The organism is Komagataeibacter xylinus (assembly GCF_009834365.1).
In the GTDB taxonomy this organism is placed as follows: Bacteria; Pseudomonadota; Alphaproteobacteria; order Acetobacterales; family Acetobacteraceae; genus Komagataeibacter; species Komagataeibacter xylinus_D.
In genome coordinates, this window is the sequence record NZ_CP041348.1 from 1,996,252 (window position 1) to 2,011,610 (window position 15,359).

The following is a 15,359-nucleotide window of genomic DNA, read 5'->3' on the forward strand; positions in this document are numbered from 1 at the left end:
GGATGATTGATACACTCACACCCGGCCGGATTGTTGTCGTGGGTGATCTTCTGCTGGATCGTTACATTACCGGCTCGGTCAACCGGATCTCGCCCGAGGCCCCGGTGCCCGTGCTGCTGCATGCGCGCGAGCACGCAACGCCGGGCGGGGCTGCCAATGTCGCGGCCAATGCGGCGGCCCTTGGCGCGCCGGTCAGCCTGATCGGGGTGGTGGGTGCGGATGGCGCGGCCCGGACCCTGCGTGAAAAACTGGCCACATGGCCCGGCATCGACACGACCGGATGGGTGGAGGACCCCGCATGGACCACCATCACCAAGACCCGCATTCTGGGCGGCCAGCAGCAGATCATCCGCATTGATGAGGAAATTCTCAGCCCCTTCGGCGCTGAGACCAACGCGCGTCTGCTCGCTGCCGTTGATGCGGCCCTGCCGGGCGCACGGGTGGTGGTCTGCTCGGATTACGCCAAGGGCGTGCTGTCGGATGATGTGATACGGGGCATCATGGCCCGGGCGGCGGCTGTCAGTGTGCCCGTGATCGTGGACCCCAAGCGCGCGACATTCGGCATTTACGCAGGTGCCGCGCTGATTACGCCCAACCGCGTCGAGATCAGCCGCGCCACCGGCCTGCCTGCTGGCACGGATGTGCAGGTGGAGGCGGCGGCACGTGCGGCTGGCAGCCAGTTTGGTGGCGATGTGCTGGTCACGCGCTCCGAGCAGGGTATGTCGCTATGGCAGCAGGCCGGCAGCATGCGGCATGTCTCTGCCCGGCGCTCGGAAGTGTTTGATGTGTGCGGCGCGGGCGATACGGTGGTGGCCACCATCGCCACCATGCTCTCCGCCGGGCTGCCGCTCGAGACGGCAGTGGTCATCGCCACCACGGCAGCGGCGATCTCGGTCAGCAAGCATGGCACGGCCACTGTCTCGCGCCACGAACTGCAACATGCCCTGAACGGGGAAACCACGGGCCACGGCAACCTTGTCAGCCTGGATGAGGCCGCGCGCATCGTGGCGGACTGGCGGCAGCATGGCGCGCGCATCGTGTTCACCAATGGCTGTTTCGACCTGCTGCACCCCGGCCATATCGCCCTGCTGCGTGGTGCGGCCCGGCAGGGTGACAGGCTGGTGGTGGCCCTTAATACCGACCGCTCGGTGGCAGCGCTCAAGGGGCCTTCGCGCCCGGTGCAGGATGAGCAGGCGCGGGCCACCGTGCTCGGCGCCCTGCGTGATGTGGACCTTGTCGTGCTGTTTGATGAGGAGACGCCCATCGAGGCCATCAGGGCCCTGCGCCCCGACGTGCTGGTCAAGGGCGCGGACTATACGGAAGAGCAGGTGGTGGGCGCGCCCTTCGTGCGCGGTTATGGTGGCCGCGTGGCCCTGATTGACCTGATTGATGGCCGCTCGACCACCTCGCTGGTCCGGCGCGCGGGGGCGGGGCAGGCCAATGGGTGAGCGGCCCGCGGGCGCACACTCCTCTGCGGGGCTGCGCAACTGGCTGGCACAGGCCGCCCTGCCGTTATGGATCGATGCGGGATTTGATCCCGTGCGGCAGCTGTTTCATGAGCGGCTGGGCTTTGACGGGGTGCCGTGCAACCCGCCCGCCCTGCGCCTGATGGTGCAGGCCCGCCAGATCGCGACCTATGTACGGGCCGCCGATGATGGCCATACCACCGCCGGAGCGGCAGCGCTGGCCTGCATGGCGCAGGTGCGCAGGCGTTACTGGCGGGCGGATGGCGCGCCGGGCTGGGTCTTTTCGCTTGGCCCCGATGGCACCTCGGCCGATACGCGGCGCGATCTCTATGCCCATGCCTTTATTCTTTATGCCTGCGCGTGGTCATACAGGCTGTCGGGCGAGCGGACGTGGCTGGAGACTGCACGGCAGACGGTGGATGAAATAACCATCCTGTTCGGCACAGCGCAGCCCGGCGGCTATCTGGATACCGTGCCGGGGCAGGACGGTTTTCGCCGCCAGAACCCCCACATGCACCTGCTTGAAGCTTTCCTCGCGCTGGCCGAGGTGGGCGGCGGGGAAATGTATCTCGATCATGCCCGCGCCCTTGCGGAACTTGGCATGCAGCATTTCATGCTGCCCGGGGGCGCGGTGGGTGAACTGTTCACGCCTCTGTGGCAGCCAAGCGCGGCCCCGGGCCAGAACCGGACCGAGCCGGGGCATGTGTTTGAATGGGCCTGGCTACTGGCGGAATATGCACGCCTGGCGGGGGAGGGGGCGGACTCGCCCTTTGTGCACGCATCGGCGGCGTTGCATGCGTTTGGCATGCGTTATGGCGTCTGCCCCGACACGCTGGCCGTGTGTGATGCGGTGACCGATCACGGCGCGCCGCTTGAAGCCACGACGCGCATCTGGCAGCAGACCGAATTCATTCGCCAGCTTGCCCGCCGCGCCGCAGGGGGCGATGCCAGCGCGCAAAAACTGCTGGCACCGGCCTGCGCCCGTTTTGCGGGGGCCTATGTGCCGCCTGCATTACGCGGCGGCTGGTTTGACCGGTTAGGGGCGGATGGCACGCCGCTTGATGGCTACATGCCCGCGAGTTCGCTGTACCACATCTACGGCGCCGTGCGCGAAATCGGCTGAAGTAACAGCCTCCCGGCATCCGGAAGTTTCTGGTGAAGCTTTTTCAAAAAAGCTTCGAAGGACGCTGTCTTTTGGGGAAAAGGCCGTGCCCGGAAACTTGTATTTCCATCAATGGGCTTTTCTTCGACACGGTGCCGACCAGAACCTGTGCGTGGTTCAGGGCGCACTTTCTGGCTTGTGTCTGGCACCTGGCTGGCATTTCCTGATTACCGAAGATTATGGGGATGTATGGATCAACGCGCAGCCCGACGCTGAGTGAGATCACGAGGCCCGTGCCGCAAGGAACGGGCCTTTTTGCATGCAGGGGCCACAGGCATGCATCAGGCTTAAACCTGATATGTGGCCAGATATAAGTCAAGTCATTTCGATTTGCAGTAAGTAAAACAAATCAAATAATAAATAAGTAATAAAAAATCTGTTCAATAAATAATAATGCAAATTTTCGATATATGAAATATGCATACTCTATATGACATCGCCTGAATATAATCGTGTTTATTGCGCGTGGTGGACATGCGGGACAAAAACCGTACGATATGCCTGACAGTTATTTGTTCAGCATATTTCCTTCACATCCCGGTCCATGGAGTTGAAGCATGTCCAAGGCAGATCTCAGGCTGCTGATCATTCAGCCATCGCATTACCGTTCCAAGACCGACCGGACCATTTTCAAGACCAGACGGCGGCAGATGGTGCCGCTGGCGCTGCCTTATCTTGCAGCCCTCACGCCACGCGAATGGACCGTTACCCTGCTTGATGAGCAACTGGAGGACATCAATTTCGAGGTGCCGGTCGATGTGGTCGCACTCAGCGCCTGGACGCTGCATTCCCCCCGCGCATATGACATTGCCGCCGAGTTCCGCAGGCGCGGGGTCAAGGTCATCATGGGTGGCCCGCATGTGTTTTTCTATGCCGAGGAAGCAGCCGAACATTGCGATGCGGTGGGCGTGGGCGAGGCCGAGCCCATCTGGCGCACCATGCTTGAGGATGCGGCAGCCGACCGGCTGCAAAAGATCTACCGCGCCACTCCGCTCAAGGAGCTCAATGACCTGCCGCCGCCGCGCTACGACCTTCTGGACCTGAAGAAGTTCGGCCCCTTCCGCACATTCGCCGTGCAGTCCTCGCGCGGGTGCCCGTTCGTGTGTGATTTCTGCTCGGAGCGCTTCTACCTTGGCGGGCGCTTCCGTTGGCGGCCGGTCGACCAGATGGTGGCCGAACTTGAGCGGATCAAGAACAAGGGCAGCCACTTCTTTTTTGGCGAGAGTAATTTCGGCGGCAAGAAAAGCCGCGCCATGGAACTGATGGAAGGGCTGGTGCCACTCAGGATCCGCTGGTCCACGCTGTGGTCATCCAATCTGTGCCTTGATACCGACTTCCTCGACCTTGCCCGGCGCAGCGGGGTCATGCACGTCAATATCGGCATCGAGAGCATTGATGAGGAGATGCTGCAGGGCATGAAGAAAGGCTGGAACAAGGCCAGCCGCTATGGCGAGATGTTCGACAACCTGCGCCGGCGCGACATCAGCTACTCGCTCAACTTCATTTTTGGCTACGACAACGAACACCCTGATGTGTACGAGGCGACCCTCTCTTTCCTCGAGGCACACAAGGTTCCTGCCGCCTACTTCAACATCCTCACCCCCACCAAGGGCACGGCCCTGTTCGAGCGGATGAAGAAGGCGGGTCGCATCATCGACCCCGAGGATATTGACCGCTGGCCCGGTCAGGTCTGTCATATCTGGCCCAAGAACTGCACGCCGGGGCAGATGGAGCAGCGCATCCAGGGCATGTACCGCAAATTCTACAGCATGCGCTCCATGGTGCACCGCCTGCCGTTTCCGCGCACGCGCTCGGACATGTCATCATGGATCCTGAACATGACGGAACGCCGTATGGCCTTTTCATCCACCGGAAACAATGATTTTGATATCTATTGACTTCGCCCCCGCCAATTTCGGCGGGGGTGACAACAGATAGGGGAAAGACGGCATGCGCGGATCAATCGGTAGTATGCTGCTGGACCGGCTCCGGCATCTTGGTGTTTCGCGTATTTATGGCGTCCCCGGTGATTACAATCTTGAATTCCTCGAACTTATCGAGCGCACGCCGGGCATTGAGTTTATTGGCACCTGCAATGAACTCAATGCGGCCTATGCGGCCGATGGCGATGCGCGGCTGGCGGGCATCGGGGCGGTGCTGGTCACCTATGGGGTGGGCGACCTGTCATGCCTTTCCGCCGTGGCGGGGGCGAGTGCCGAGGGCGTGCCGCTGGTCGTGATTTCAGGCATGCCGCCGTGGCACGCCATCCAGTCGCGCGCGCTGGTGCATCACACCCTGGCCGATGGCAATTATGACAACGTGATGAACTGCTACCGGCAGTTCACGGTCGCCTGCGCGCGGCTCAACCCGGCCAGTGCCGTGGCCGAGACCGACCGCGTGCTGCAGGCTGTGCAGACGCTGCGCCGCCCGGTCTATATCCAGTTCCCCTCCGATATCTGTTATGTGGCGGTTGACGTGCCGCCGTCGCCCACGGTTGCTGCCGTGTCCGACCCCGGCCTGCTTGCCCGGGCTGCAGAGCAGGTGGTCCGGCGCATCAGCCAGGCCCGCAGGCCCGTGGTGCTGGTTGATGCCATGGTGCGCCAGTATGGTCTGCACGAACGCGTGCAGGCATTGTGCACCACCTTCGGCATTCCCTATGCCGCCCTGTCCACCGCGCGCACGCTGCTGCCTGAATCCGGGCCTGAATGGCTGGGGCAGTATGGTGGTGCGGCATCTGCCCCGGCTGTTGCGGATTACGTGCAGGCCGCCGATTGCGTGATTGCGCTGGGGGTCCGGTTCGTTGATTCCACGTCAGGCTATTTCTCGCAGCAGATCGCGCCGGGTGCCATGATCGATGTGCAGCCCTTCAGCCTGACCTGCAGTGGCGAGAACATTCAGGGCATTACCGCAGCCGACCTGCTGGACAGCGTGCACCAGCGCCTGGCCAGCGTGCGCATGGCGCGGCCCGAGCGGATTACCGCTCCCGCCAGCCCCACCGCGCCCGCGCCGCAGGGCGAAGGCTGGGCGCAGGCCCCGTTCTGGCGCCGGGTCGAATCCTTCCTGCAACCGGGTGACGTAGTGGTGGCTGATAATGGCTCATCCATGACGGCCATGCTGCATGCGTGCCTGCCGGCAGGGTGTAGCCTGCTGGTGCAGCCGGTCTGGGCTGCGATCGGGTATTCGCTGCCCGCAAGCCTTGGCGCATGCCTTGCCCGGCCGGAGCGGCGGCATGTGCTGTTTATTGGCGATGGCTCTTTTCAGATGACCGTGCAGGAACTCTCCACCCTGCTGCGCCATGAGGCCAATATCACCATCTTTCTCATCAATAATGGTGGCTATACCATCGAGCGCATGATCCTTGGCCCGCAATCGGCTTATAACGACATCGCCAACTGGCGTTATGCCGACCTGCCGCAGGTCTTTGGCCCGGACAGGGCGCCGCGTGCGTTCAAGGCAGCCAGCATGGATGAACTTGAAACCGCGCTGGATCAGGCGGCGGCCTATAAGGGCGTGAACTTTATCGAGGTGCTGTTCACCCCCATGGATGCCCCGGCGGGCATGGCTAAAATGGGGGCGGCGGTGCGGCGTTATGATTATGGAATCGATCTGCCCGACCAGACCTGATCGGGACTGCTGCGCGCAGGCAGGTCACTTTTTTGCCTTCGGGGAAAAATGACCTGTTTTTATGCTGGACGGGTGCTTCAACGCAGGCTATTGAAAATAAGACAGTTTTTTTGGGTCTGCGCCTGAAGCGCCCTGAAACGGGCTGGCATGGCCTGAAAACAGGGCCGATAAAGAGCCAGATAGTTCACGAAATCGTGATAATAGAAGGTTAAATATTGTGCATTTGCGCATATTTTAATCTGGCCTTGCATCCCGCTGGCGGGGTGCAAGGCCATTATGCTGTTTTGTTCGGCATGGTGTTTCCGGGTATCGGGGAAAAGATCAGGTCGATCCTGATGGTATGCGTATTTATTGAACAATAATAATATGCCGATACTGTAATGGTCTGCTGGTTACCACAAACTGTTCCAGAATTTTTATTGATAGTATTTCGGTTCTGGTGTTCCTTCCGTCTCACCAACACGACACCAGAGGAACTGAGAACATGTTTATTGAAAACATCAGCACCATGATTGCCCACTCCGTTGACGCCATGTCCTCCCTGACCATGGTTGCTTTTCTGCCCATGATCGCTGCCCTGATGGTTGCTACCATCGTGTCCGATCGCGCTGCCTGAGCTCTGGGGTTTCTGTCCTGATACCCCTGCCGCCGGAATTCCCACGTTAATGTGGGAATGGCCGGCAGCCAGCAGGCAAAAAGAATGACCATGACAGGCGCTTCGGCGTCTTTTTTTGTGCCCGGTGTTTTGCCTGACCGGCCATGAAGGGGCCACTTGCGCTAGGCCGGTATCAAGATGTTTCTGGGCGAAGTTTTTTTCAAAAAGCTTCGTAAAACGCCGTATCAGGCGTTTACCGCCCCTTTTGCAGGCATGGTTTCAGCACAGGCTGGAATACATCGTCCAACGGGGCTTGTCGGCATGTCTGCATGGGTGTAACGGCGCGCAACCGATTGCGTGCAACACGCGCGCCTTACCCCATTCATCCAGAGCATATGCATGACACAGACAATGATCCATGACCGTGGAGGTGCTCCTGCGCCCGTGCGCCACGCTGGCAGCCCCGGCCTGATCTTCTTTATTCTCGCACTGGGCGGCTTTGCCATTGGCACGGCTGAATTCGCAGCCATGAGCCTCGTGCCCATGATCTCGGCAGGCATGCATGTAACTGTGCCACAGGCGGGCCACGCCATCGAGGCCTATGCCGCAGGCGTGTGCGTGGGCGCGCCGCTCATTGCCATGCTGGGGGCCAGATACAGCCGCAAATACCTGCTGATCGGCATGATGGTGCTCTATGTCATTGGCAATGGGCTGACAGCCCTTGCCCCCAATTACCTGTGCCTGCTTTTGTGCCGGTTCATCAGCGGGCTGCCGCATGGGGCCTATTTTGGCACGGCTGGTATTGTCGCCTCCGCCCTTGTGCCTGAAAACCGCCGCACGCAGGCCGTGGCCCGCGTGGTGCTGGGGCTGACCATCGCGACCATTGGCGGCGTGCCCATGGCCAACGGGTTGGGCATGCTGGTGGGGTGGCGCTGGGCGTTCGTGCTGATCGCGGGTCTGGCGCTGTGCACCATGCTGCTGATCATGCGCTTCGTGCCCACCGACCCGCCGCGCCCCAATGCCAGCGCCATGACCGAGATCCGCGCCCTGAAGAACCGGCAGGTATGGCTGACGCTGGGCATTGGCGTGGTGGGGTTTGGCGGCATCTTCTGCGTCTATACCTATCTGGCCTCCATTTTGCAGGAGGTCACGCATGCGCCTGCTTACATGACGCCCGTGCTGCTGGCGGTGTTTGGCGTGGGCATGACAGTGGGCACCATGGCCTGTGCATGGGCGGCTGACCACAAGATGATGCCCACCATCGGCGGCACGCTTCTGGTCAATGCGGCGGCGCTGGCGGGTTTTCCCGGTTCGGTGCATTCCGTATGGAGCATGATGCCCATCGTGTTCCTGATTGGCTGTGGCGGGGGGCTGGGCACGGTCATCCAGTCACGCCTGCTCAGTGTTGCGGTGGATGCGCAGGCACTGGCGGCGGCGATGAACCAGAGCGCCTTCAACATGGCCAACGCCATTGGCCCATGGCTGGGCGGCATGGCGATCAGCGCCGGGTTGGGCTGGGAATCCGTGGGCTGGGTGGGCAGTTGCCTGGCCATGGGCGGCTTCGTAATCTGGCTGCTGACGCTGAGCGATATCCGCGCTGCCGCCCGCAGGCAGGCCGGTGGCTGATCGGTCTAAAAGTTTTTGGTGAAGCTTTTTTCAAAAAGCTTTGAAAGAACGTCGTCTTTTTGAAAAAAGGCGGCACCCAAAACTTTTTATTTTTAAAGGGTGCATGAATTGAGGGATGGTTGATGCCCCGCCTCATCCTTCCTATCGTGCCGCATGAGCATTCCATCGGCACAGGACCCATGCCTGCCCCCGCTGCTAGGTGACCTGTTTCCTGCCCGCCCCGTGCAGGGCGAAGCAGGCAGGGTGCTGCTGCGGGCGCAGGCAGTGATCGACACCGTCATCGCCCCCACGGCGGCGCAGCGTGACCGCGAGGGTGGTTACCCCCATCAAGCCATGGCGGCGCTGAAGGCTACCGGCGTGCTGGCCCTTGCCGTGCCGTGTGTCTGGGGTGGCCTGGGGGTGGCACAGGCGCTTTCGATCGAACTCATGCTGCGCCTTGCGGTGGCGGACCCTGCCATTGCCCAGATCTTCAAGGTGCATGACGATTTGGTGCGCGAGATATTCGTCTATGCCCCGGCCGCACTCAGGCCCGTGCTGGCGCGGCGCATCGTGCATGACCATGCCATGCTTGGCATGGCCGTGGCCGAGAACGGGCGCACGGCAGACAGTTTCATGCAGACACTGGCCCGGCCGGGCCATGCGGGCACGCATATCGTGTCGGGTCGCAAGATCTATGCCACGGGGGCCTCGGGGGCGGACCTTGTCGCGGTCTCTTCCTTCGACCCCGTGCGGGCGCAGCAGGCGGGGGGAGATGTGCGCGCGGGCGTGCGCATGGATCTTGTGCCGCGCGGGGCGGCGGGGCTGCGCTTTCACCATGACTGGAACCGCATGGGCCAGCGCGCGACCGATTCCGGCACGGTCACGCTTGAGAATGTCGTGGTTGATGATTTCTGGAATGCCCTGGCCCCTGACACCGCCCTGCCGCAGCATGTCGCCCTGCGCTTTCAGGCCGGTTTCAGTGCCATCCTGACCGGTATCGGCATTGGCGCGTTGCGGGCGGTCTGTGCCTTCGTGCCCCAACACGCGCGCCCGTGGGGGGCGGCAGGCGTGGAAAGCGCGGATCAGGACCCCTATGTGCGCCGTCTGCTTGGTGAGATCGGGGCCGATCTGTTTGGCGCCTGGTGCAGCGTGATGCAGGCAGCCCGCCTGCTTGACCAGCATGAGCAGGGCAGGGTGCCACGCGCCACGGTGGCCATGGCAGCAAGTGCCGCGCGTTCGGTTGCCACGCGCGCGGCCCTGCGCGCAGCCAGCGATGCCCCGGCTGCAGCAGGCGCGCGGGGCACGGATGCCGCACAGGGGCTGGACCGTTACTGGCGCGATGCCCGCACCCTGTCGCTGCATGACCCCGTAGACTGGAAAAATGCTGAAATTGGCCGCAACCTGCTGACCGGCCGGGTGCCCGAACCGGGACCATATCAGTAAAAAAACCGATAAAGGTTTTTGGTGAAGCTTTTTTCAAAAAGGCAGCGCCACGAAACTTTGCCTGACAGGTTTGACATGCGACCTGCCTGCGTGATTGATCGCGCCCAGTGTGCCTGAACCAGAAGGTAGAGCGGAATGAAGCGACCCGTCATAGCCATTATATCAACCGGCGGTACCATTGCCCGCCAGGCGATGGACCCGCGTGATACGGTCGATTATGCCGAGATCGGCACAAGCCTTGGCGGGGCTGATCTGCTTGCGGCGCTGCCCGAGGCGGTGCGGGCGCGCTTTGCCGTGCGGGGCATTCCCTTTTCCAGTTGCGACAGCGTGGAGATGACCCTGCCCCGGTGGTTTGAACTCGCCAGCGTCATCAATCACACGGTTGCCAGCCAGCCCGATCTGAGCGGTGTGGTCGTAACCCACGGCACCTCATCGCTGGAGGAAGGTGCCTGCTTCCTCGATCTCGTGCTCGATGTGCCCTGTCCGGTCGTGGTGGTGGGCGCGCAGCGTCCGGCCAGCGCCATCAGCGCGGATGGCCCGGCCAACCTGTATGCCGCCCTGCTGGTGGCATCGACCCCGCAGGCGGCTGGTCATGGCGTGCTGGTGGTGGCCAATAACGAGATCCATGCCGCGCAGGAAGTGACCAAGGCTTCAACCTATCAACTCGAAACCTTCCGCTCGCCCGATTTTGGCCCGCTGGGCATGATCGAGGCCAACCGGGTGTTCTTCGGGCGTGCGAGCGCCTATCGGCGCCATGTCGGCTGGCCGCCTGCTTATGGCGCGGGCGGCGAGATCCCGCGCGTTGACATAACCTACAGCCATGCAGGCGCCGATGGTGTGGGCATACGCGCCTTTGTGCAGGCGGGCGCGCGTGGCCTCATTGCGGCAGGCATGCTGCCCGGCATGTGCACGCCAGCCGAGAACGCGGCGCTTGATGAAGCCGTGGCGGCAGGCGTTGTGGTGGTGCAGGCCAGCAGCGGGTATTGCGGTGGCGTGGTGCGGCGCCATGAACTGTGCCAGCGTGGCCTGCTTGCGGCAGGCCACATGCGCCCCCGGCAGGCACGCATTCTGCTCGCACTCGCGCTTATGACCGGCGCGGATGCCGATGCCATCCAGACTTTGTTCGATCGGCCCTGAATACGAGATTGTTCAGGATAAAGGTTTTGGATGAAGCTTTTTGCAAAAAGCTTTACAGAACGCTGCCTTTTTAAAAAGGCAGCGCTCATTGGCATCAGAACACGCTGTTGAACGCAAACTGCGGCGAGATGACCTGCCCGGTGTTATGGCCTGCAAAAATGGCCGTAACACCGGCAATGATGCCAAAGCGCGGCGACCAGTTATATTCCACTGCCGGTGCGATCACCCAGTCCCCTGAGGCCTGCCCCAGCACGTCCTGGTATTTGCCCTGTGCGTTATAGCCGCGCACCCGTGAGCCATTGGCCCAGTCACGTGCCAGATCCATGGCGATGACCCATTTCTGGTTCACGCCATATTCCAGCGAAAAGCCGCTCTCGCCATACATGCCCGGATGTGCCAGCCCCCGAAACCCAGCCGAGGTGCCATAGCTGCTGATATCGGCAATATGCGCCTGCGTCAGCGCGCGGCGAAAGGTGCCCCATGTGCGCAGCCGCAGTTCATGGTGGCCGGGCAGGGTGTAGGTGGACTGCTCCGTCAAAGCGAGGCGGAAGGTGTAGGTGCCTGTGCCCACGCCATCTTCCGCGCGGCCCAGTTTTGTATAATCGCCAGCAGGAAAGGCCACGCCCACGAACAGGCTCAGCGCCGGGATGTAGCGCCTGGGGTCGGCATCAAGGTAGCGCCACATCACATCCACCGGCAGGTCGCCCATTTTCGTGCCGCTTGTCGTGCCGCCATAGCCCCCGTGCCGCCAGCCGTAGCTGATGGTGGGCGTCATCTGCAGACTGATCGAATTGGTGATGGAGTATTTGTACAGCGTAAAGCTCGAGACCATGTGCGCCCTGTCTTTTATGGGTGCTGCCCGGCCCACGCTATCGAGGTTGCCAACCGGCTGGCTGTAGGCAAAATACGGCTCCCACGCAAACACGCCCTTCTTGGTCAACGCGCCGGATGGCGAGACGAGCGAGCCGGTGTACCATTGGGTATAATCCTCGTTCACGCCCTGCGAGCCTGCCGCCGTGCCATTGCCCGTGCCCGCCGCATGTGCGGATGAAAAGCCTGCAAGGGCCATAAGAAATGGAATCGCAACGAATAATATTGATTCCGATAGCGGAATGTATGATGCTCTTTCATAGGGGCGACCCGCGTCTTTTTCCCGTGCTGTCAGGGCACGGGTAGCGGATGCGGTGCCCAGCCTTGCGGCGTGGGCGCGTGTCAGGGAAATCATGGTTGCGGCCATTTCCTGCTCAGGGCGTCCCTGCATGCATGGCAGTGCATGCCGGGTCATTGGGTATGGGGTCAGTGTTCGGGGTGCCTGCTATACGAACTGCAGTCGCAGGGAAGGGATCAGGACATCACGACGGTGCTCCTCAGTCTGACAGACCAGTGAGACGGCGGGGGAATGGCAGTTCTCCCGCCGTTTTCTTTTTTACGGTGTGGTCACGCGCGGCGGTTCCTGCCCATCATGCGGGGCCGGGCGCGCGGGGTTGAGGTACTTCCACCCGATCACCAGCAGCACGGCCACGATCGACATGCTGGCAATGGTGCAGGTGCCATTGGGGTAATCAAACAGCATCAGCACGAGCACGCCGGCCAGATAGGCCAGTGTCAGCCACGAGGTGAAGGGCGCGCCCGGCATTTCAAAACCCGATGAAGCCATGCGCCCGCTGCGTACCGCCTGGCGCAGCTTGATCTGGCTGAGCAGGATGAACCCCCAGGTGCTGATGATGCCGATCGCCGCCATGTTCAGCACGATCTCGAACACCTGCGAGGGCACGATGTAATTGAGCACCACGCCCACCAGGTACACCGCAACCGTAAGCAGGATGCCGTTGGCCGGCACGGCGCTTGCGTTCATGCGGGCCAGCGGTTCGGGTGCCGCACCGCCAAGCGCCATGGCGCGCAGCACGCGCCCGGTGGAATACAGCCCCGAGTTGAGGCTGGACAGGGCGGCCGTCAGCACCACGATGTTCATGATCGTATCAACGCCCGGCACGCCAAGGGCTTCAAAAAACGTAACAAACGGGCTGGTGCCGCCGTGATAGGCGGTCCAGGGCAGCAGGTTGACCAGCAGCACCACCGACAGCACATAGAACAGGCCGATGCGCCAGATCACGCTGTTGATGCTGCGCGGCAGGACAGTGCGCACATCAGCGCACTCGCCCGCCGCGGTTCCGATCAGTTCTATGCCTGAATAGGCGAACACCACGCCCTGCACCAGCAGCAGGCTGGCAATCAGCCCGTGCGGAAAGATGCCACCGTTATCGGCAATCAGGTGCAGGCCGGTCTGGTGGCCGCCCACGGGCATGCGCACGCCCAGTATGATGCTGCCCGTGACAAGGAACAGGCACAGGGCCACGATCTTGATGAGCGAGAACCAGAACTCGATCTCGCCAAACCACTTCACGCCCACCAGGTTCATTGTCGTGACCACGCATAGCGCCATGAGGGCGAAGACCCATTGCGGCACGAAGGCGAACGTGCCCCAGAAATGCATGTACAGCGCCACCGCCGTGATATCGACAATGCCGGTCATGGCCCAGTTCATGAAGGACAGCCACCCTGCTACGAACGCCGCCTTCTCGCCCAGGAACTCGCGCGTGTAGGACACGAAGCTGCCGCAGGTGGGGCGGTACATCACCAGTTCGCCCAGCGCGCGCATGATCAGGAACGAGAACATGCCGCACACAAGGTAGACCAGCGCCAGCGATGGCCCCGCCGCCTGCAGCCGCGAGCCCGCGCCAAGGAACAGGCCCGTGCCGATCGCGCCGCCTACCGCGATCATCTGGATCTGGCGGCTGCCCAGTCCCTTGTGATAGCCCTCGTCATCTTCCGCTGGCAAAATGGGGGTGCTGTCTTCCTGCGCGTGGTCCGGTATGCTCATGCTGTCGTCTCCGCCGTGGTCATCGCAGATGGGAGGGTGAAGGAAGGCGCCAGCCGGTTGGTTGTCCGGCGTGGCATGGTGTGGGGCAGGCCTAAATCGTGTACAAAAAATATGCAGTTTCGCTGTGGGGTGGAAATTCTCTGGCCCGGTGCTTACAGATCCGGCCTCCGGGGGGCGTATCCTGTGCGGTGGAGAAGAAACAGAAAGAAATATCATGCAGCATCAAATAGTTGTTCTGTCGCGAACATTGTCAGACACGTTAACGGCTGACAAGCAAAGATGCCTTGATAAAAGCGTTATGATTAAAAAATGAGCATAATTTTTAAAGCTTTGGCAGAAAATGCATTATATTTAACCATGAAAGAGAGCCGTTTCCCCATGTCTGAACCGGAATCTGGCCCTGCAAGAGTCTGCCCTGCCGTCCTGATCATGGCCCTGCTTGGCGCCATCATCACCCCGGTCGCGGCCCATGCCGATAACCAGCGGTTTGACGGTGGCGAACTGGCACAGGATGCGCCGCAGTATTTCGTGCTGCGCCCCGATGATGCAGCCACCACCACGCAGATGGGCGAGTTACGCCTGTCTGAAAACAGCATTGATTTCAGCAATGGCGAGCGGCTTGACGTCATGCCAGATCCGGGCGGCAAGGCGGGGCATCTGCTTTATCGGGTGGAATACGGGCAGAATCCGGTCATGCCGACGGGGAACCTGCTGTGTGCGGCACCACTCAACCCGCTTTACCTTGATTTTGCAGCCCAGGGCGATGACGCTGCGCATTATGAGATGACGCTGTACTGCAGTTCGCGCGTGGTGCCGTTCCGCGCGATTGGCGCGGGGCGGAGCGCTGCCGTGTTTCATTACACCCGCGCCACCGATACGGTCTGGGCGCACAGCCCGGCCGAAAGTGGCTACCTGCACGGGGCGGTGGCGCAGTACTGCACCCGCCATCATGCGCATGACACGCAGGCGGCCTGCACTGCGCGCGAGGAATCAGCCTATGCGGCCATCATGGCGCGCCGGGTTGCCCCACCAGTGCTCAAGCAGTGCGCGGCCTATGTTACCGGCAGGCGTGAGCATGCGGGTTATGTCAGTTTTGGCGGCCTGCTCAACTGCGCGCGCCTGCGCGACAGCAGGGCCGTGTTCGATTACTGCGCCGCCCGCATTACCGGGCAGAAGCGGGGGGATGATACGGCTTTTTTTGATGCCACTCCGGCCCAGGCGGATGGCGTGGCGCTGTGCTTCAACGCGCTCGCGGCCCGTCAGGCGCACGATTAGGATCAGAGCGCATGGTCTTGTTCGGACCATGAGCTTTTGGAGCATATGGCCACTGAAGCTGTTGCGGATCACGTACACGATCTCACTCGCACCTGCGGCCAATCATCCACGCCGGGCATGCCATGCCCGGCTTTTGGCCGTGCGCATGGTGACACGGCACCGGTAATCAAA

Annotated in this window: 11 protein-coding genes; 9 read left to right on the plus strand and 2 right to left on the minus strand. The window is 61.8% G+C overall.

All coding sequences use genetic code 11. The features are described from left to right. Positions 1-2: 2 nt before the first annotated feature. From rfaE2 to FMA36_RS09540, 8 genes are all read left to right on the plus strand, one after another. Positions 3-1,448, plus strand: a complete 1,446-nt coding sequence (gene rfaE2, locus FMA36_RS09510; protein ID WP_159262123.1) for a D-glycero-beta-D-manno-heptose 1-phosphate adenylyltransferase — start codon at positions 3-5, stop codon at positions 1,446-1,448. Further along, positions 1,441-2,589 carry an AGE family epimerase/isomerase gene (locus FMA36_RS09515; RefSeq protein ID WP_159262124.1) on the plus strand — a complete coding sequence of 383 codons (1,149 nt, stop codon included), beginning with the start codon at positions 1,441-1,443 and terminating at the stop codon, positions 2,587-2,589. Before rfaE2 ends, FMA36_RS09515 begins: the two co-directional genes overlap by 8 nt. A 596-nt stretch (positions 2,590-3,185) precedes the next feature. Then, positions 3,186-4,526 carry a B12-binding domain-containing radical SAM protein gene (locus FMA36_RS09520; RefSeq protein WP_159262125.1) on the plus strand — a complete coding sequence of 447 codons (1,341 nt, stop codon included), beginning with the start codon at positions 3,186-3,188 and terminating at the stop codon, positions 4,524-4,526. A gap of 52 nt (positions 4,527-4,578) precedes the next feature. Continuing rightward, positions 4,579-6,252, plus strand: a complete 1,674-nt coding sequence (locus tag FMA36_RS09525) for an alpha-keto acid decarboxylase family protein (RefSeq protein WP_206065069.1) — start codon at positions 4,579-4,581, stop codon at positions 6,250-6,252. A 484-nt stretch (positions 6,253-6,736) separates the two neighbouring features. After that, positions 6,737-6,868 carry a hypothetical protein gene (locus FMA36_RS19725; protein ID WP_276612573.1) on the plus strand — a complete coding sequence of 44 codons (132 nt, stop codon included), beginning with the start codon at positions 6,737-6,739 and terminating at the stop codon, positions 6,866-6,868. A gap of 378 nt (positions 6,869-7,246) precedes the next feature. Further along, positions 7,247-8,473, plus strand: a complete 1,227-nt coding sequence (locus FMA36_RS09530) for an MFS transporter (protein ID WP_159262126.1) — start codon at positions 7,247-7,249, stop codon at positions 8,471-8,473. 153 nt (positions 8,474-8,626) lie between these two features. Next, positions 8,627-9,895: an acyl-CoA dehydrogenase family protein gene (locus tag FMA36_RS09535; RefSeq protein ID WP_159262127.1), complete on the plus strand. Its 1,269-nt coding sequence runs from the start codon at positions 8,627-8,629 to the stop codon at positions 9,893-9,895. A 135-nt stretch (positions 9,896-10,030) separates the two neighbouring features. Further along, positions 10,031-11,032, plus strand: a complete 1,002-nt coding sequence (locus FMA36_RS09540; protein ID WP_159262128.1) for an asparaginase — start codon at positions 10,031-10,033, stop codon at positions 11,030-11,032. A gap of 94 nt (positions 11,033-11,126) precedes the next feature. Here FMA36_RS09540 and FMA36_RS09545 read toward each other — a convergent pair whose 3' ends face one another. Beyond that, a complete protein-coding gene (locus FMA36_RS09545) occupies positions 11,127-12,269 on the minus strand; it encodes a hypothetical protein (protein ID WP_159263823.1) in 1,143 nt (380 codons plus the stop codon). A 189-nt stretch (positions 12,270-12,458) separates the two neighbouring features. Further along, positions 12,459-13,913, minus strand: coding sequence for an amino acid permease (locus FMA36_RS09550; protein WP_159262129.1), 1,455 nt, complete (start codon positions 13,911-13,913; stop codon positions 12,459-12,461). Positions 13,914-14,291: 378 nt separating this feature from the next. On the opposite strand from FMA36_RS09550, the gene FMA36_RS09555 reads away from it, so the two are divergent. Further along, complete coding sequence (locus tag FMA36_RS09555; protein ID WP_159262130.1) at positions 14,292-15,188, plus strand: hypothetical protein; 897 nt, start codon at positions 14,292-14,294, stop codon at positions 15,186-15,188. Positions 15,189-15,359 lie beyond the last annotated feature (171 nt).

Bases quoted from the DNA above. Each gene is read 5' to 3' on its own strand.
- FMA36_RS09555 (WP_159262130.1), top strand. From the start codon at position 14,292: ATGTCTGAACCGGAATCTGGCCCTGCAAGAGTCTGCCCTGCCGTCCTG.
- FMA36_RS09525 (WP_206065069.1), top strand. From the start codon at position 4,579: ATGCGCGGATCAATCGGTAGTATGCTGCTGGACCGGCTCCGGCATCTT.
- rfaE2 (WP_159262123.1), top strand. From the start codon at position 3: ATGATTGATACACTCACACCCGGCCGGATTGTTGTCGTGGGTGATCTT.
- FMA36_RS19725 (WP_276612573.1), top strand. From the start codon at position 6,737: ATGTTTATTGAAAACATCAGCACCATGATTGCCCACTCCGTTGACGCC.
- FMA36_RS09515 (WP_159262124.1), top strand. From the start codon at position 1,441: ATGGGTGAGCGGCCCGCGGGCGCACACTCCTCTGCGGGGCTGCGCAAC.
- FMA36_RS09535 (WP_159262127.1), top strand. From the start codon at position 8,627: ATGAGCATTCCATCGGCACAGGACCCATGCCTGCCCCCGCTGCTAGGT.
- FMA36_RS09550 (WP_159262129.1), bottom strand. From the start codon at position 13,913: ATGAGCATACCGGACCACGCGCAGGAAGACAGCACCCCCATTTTGCCA.
- FMA36_RS09545 (WP_159263823.1), bottom strand. From the start codon at position 12,269: ATGGCCGCAACCATGATTTCCCTGACACGCGCCCACGCCGCAAGGCTG.
- FMA36_RS09520 (WP_159262125.1), top strand. From the start codon at position 3,186: ATGTCCAAGGCAGATCTCAGGCTGCTGATCATTCAGCCATCGCATTAC.
- FMA36_RS09530 (WP_159262126.1), top strand. From the start codon at position 7,247: ATGACACAGACAATGATCCATGACCGTGGAGGTGCTCCTGCGCCCGTG.
- FMA36_RS09540 (WP_159262128.1), top strand. From the start codon at position 10,031: ATGAAGCGACCCGTCATAGCCATTATATCAACCGGCGGTACCATTGCC.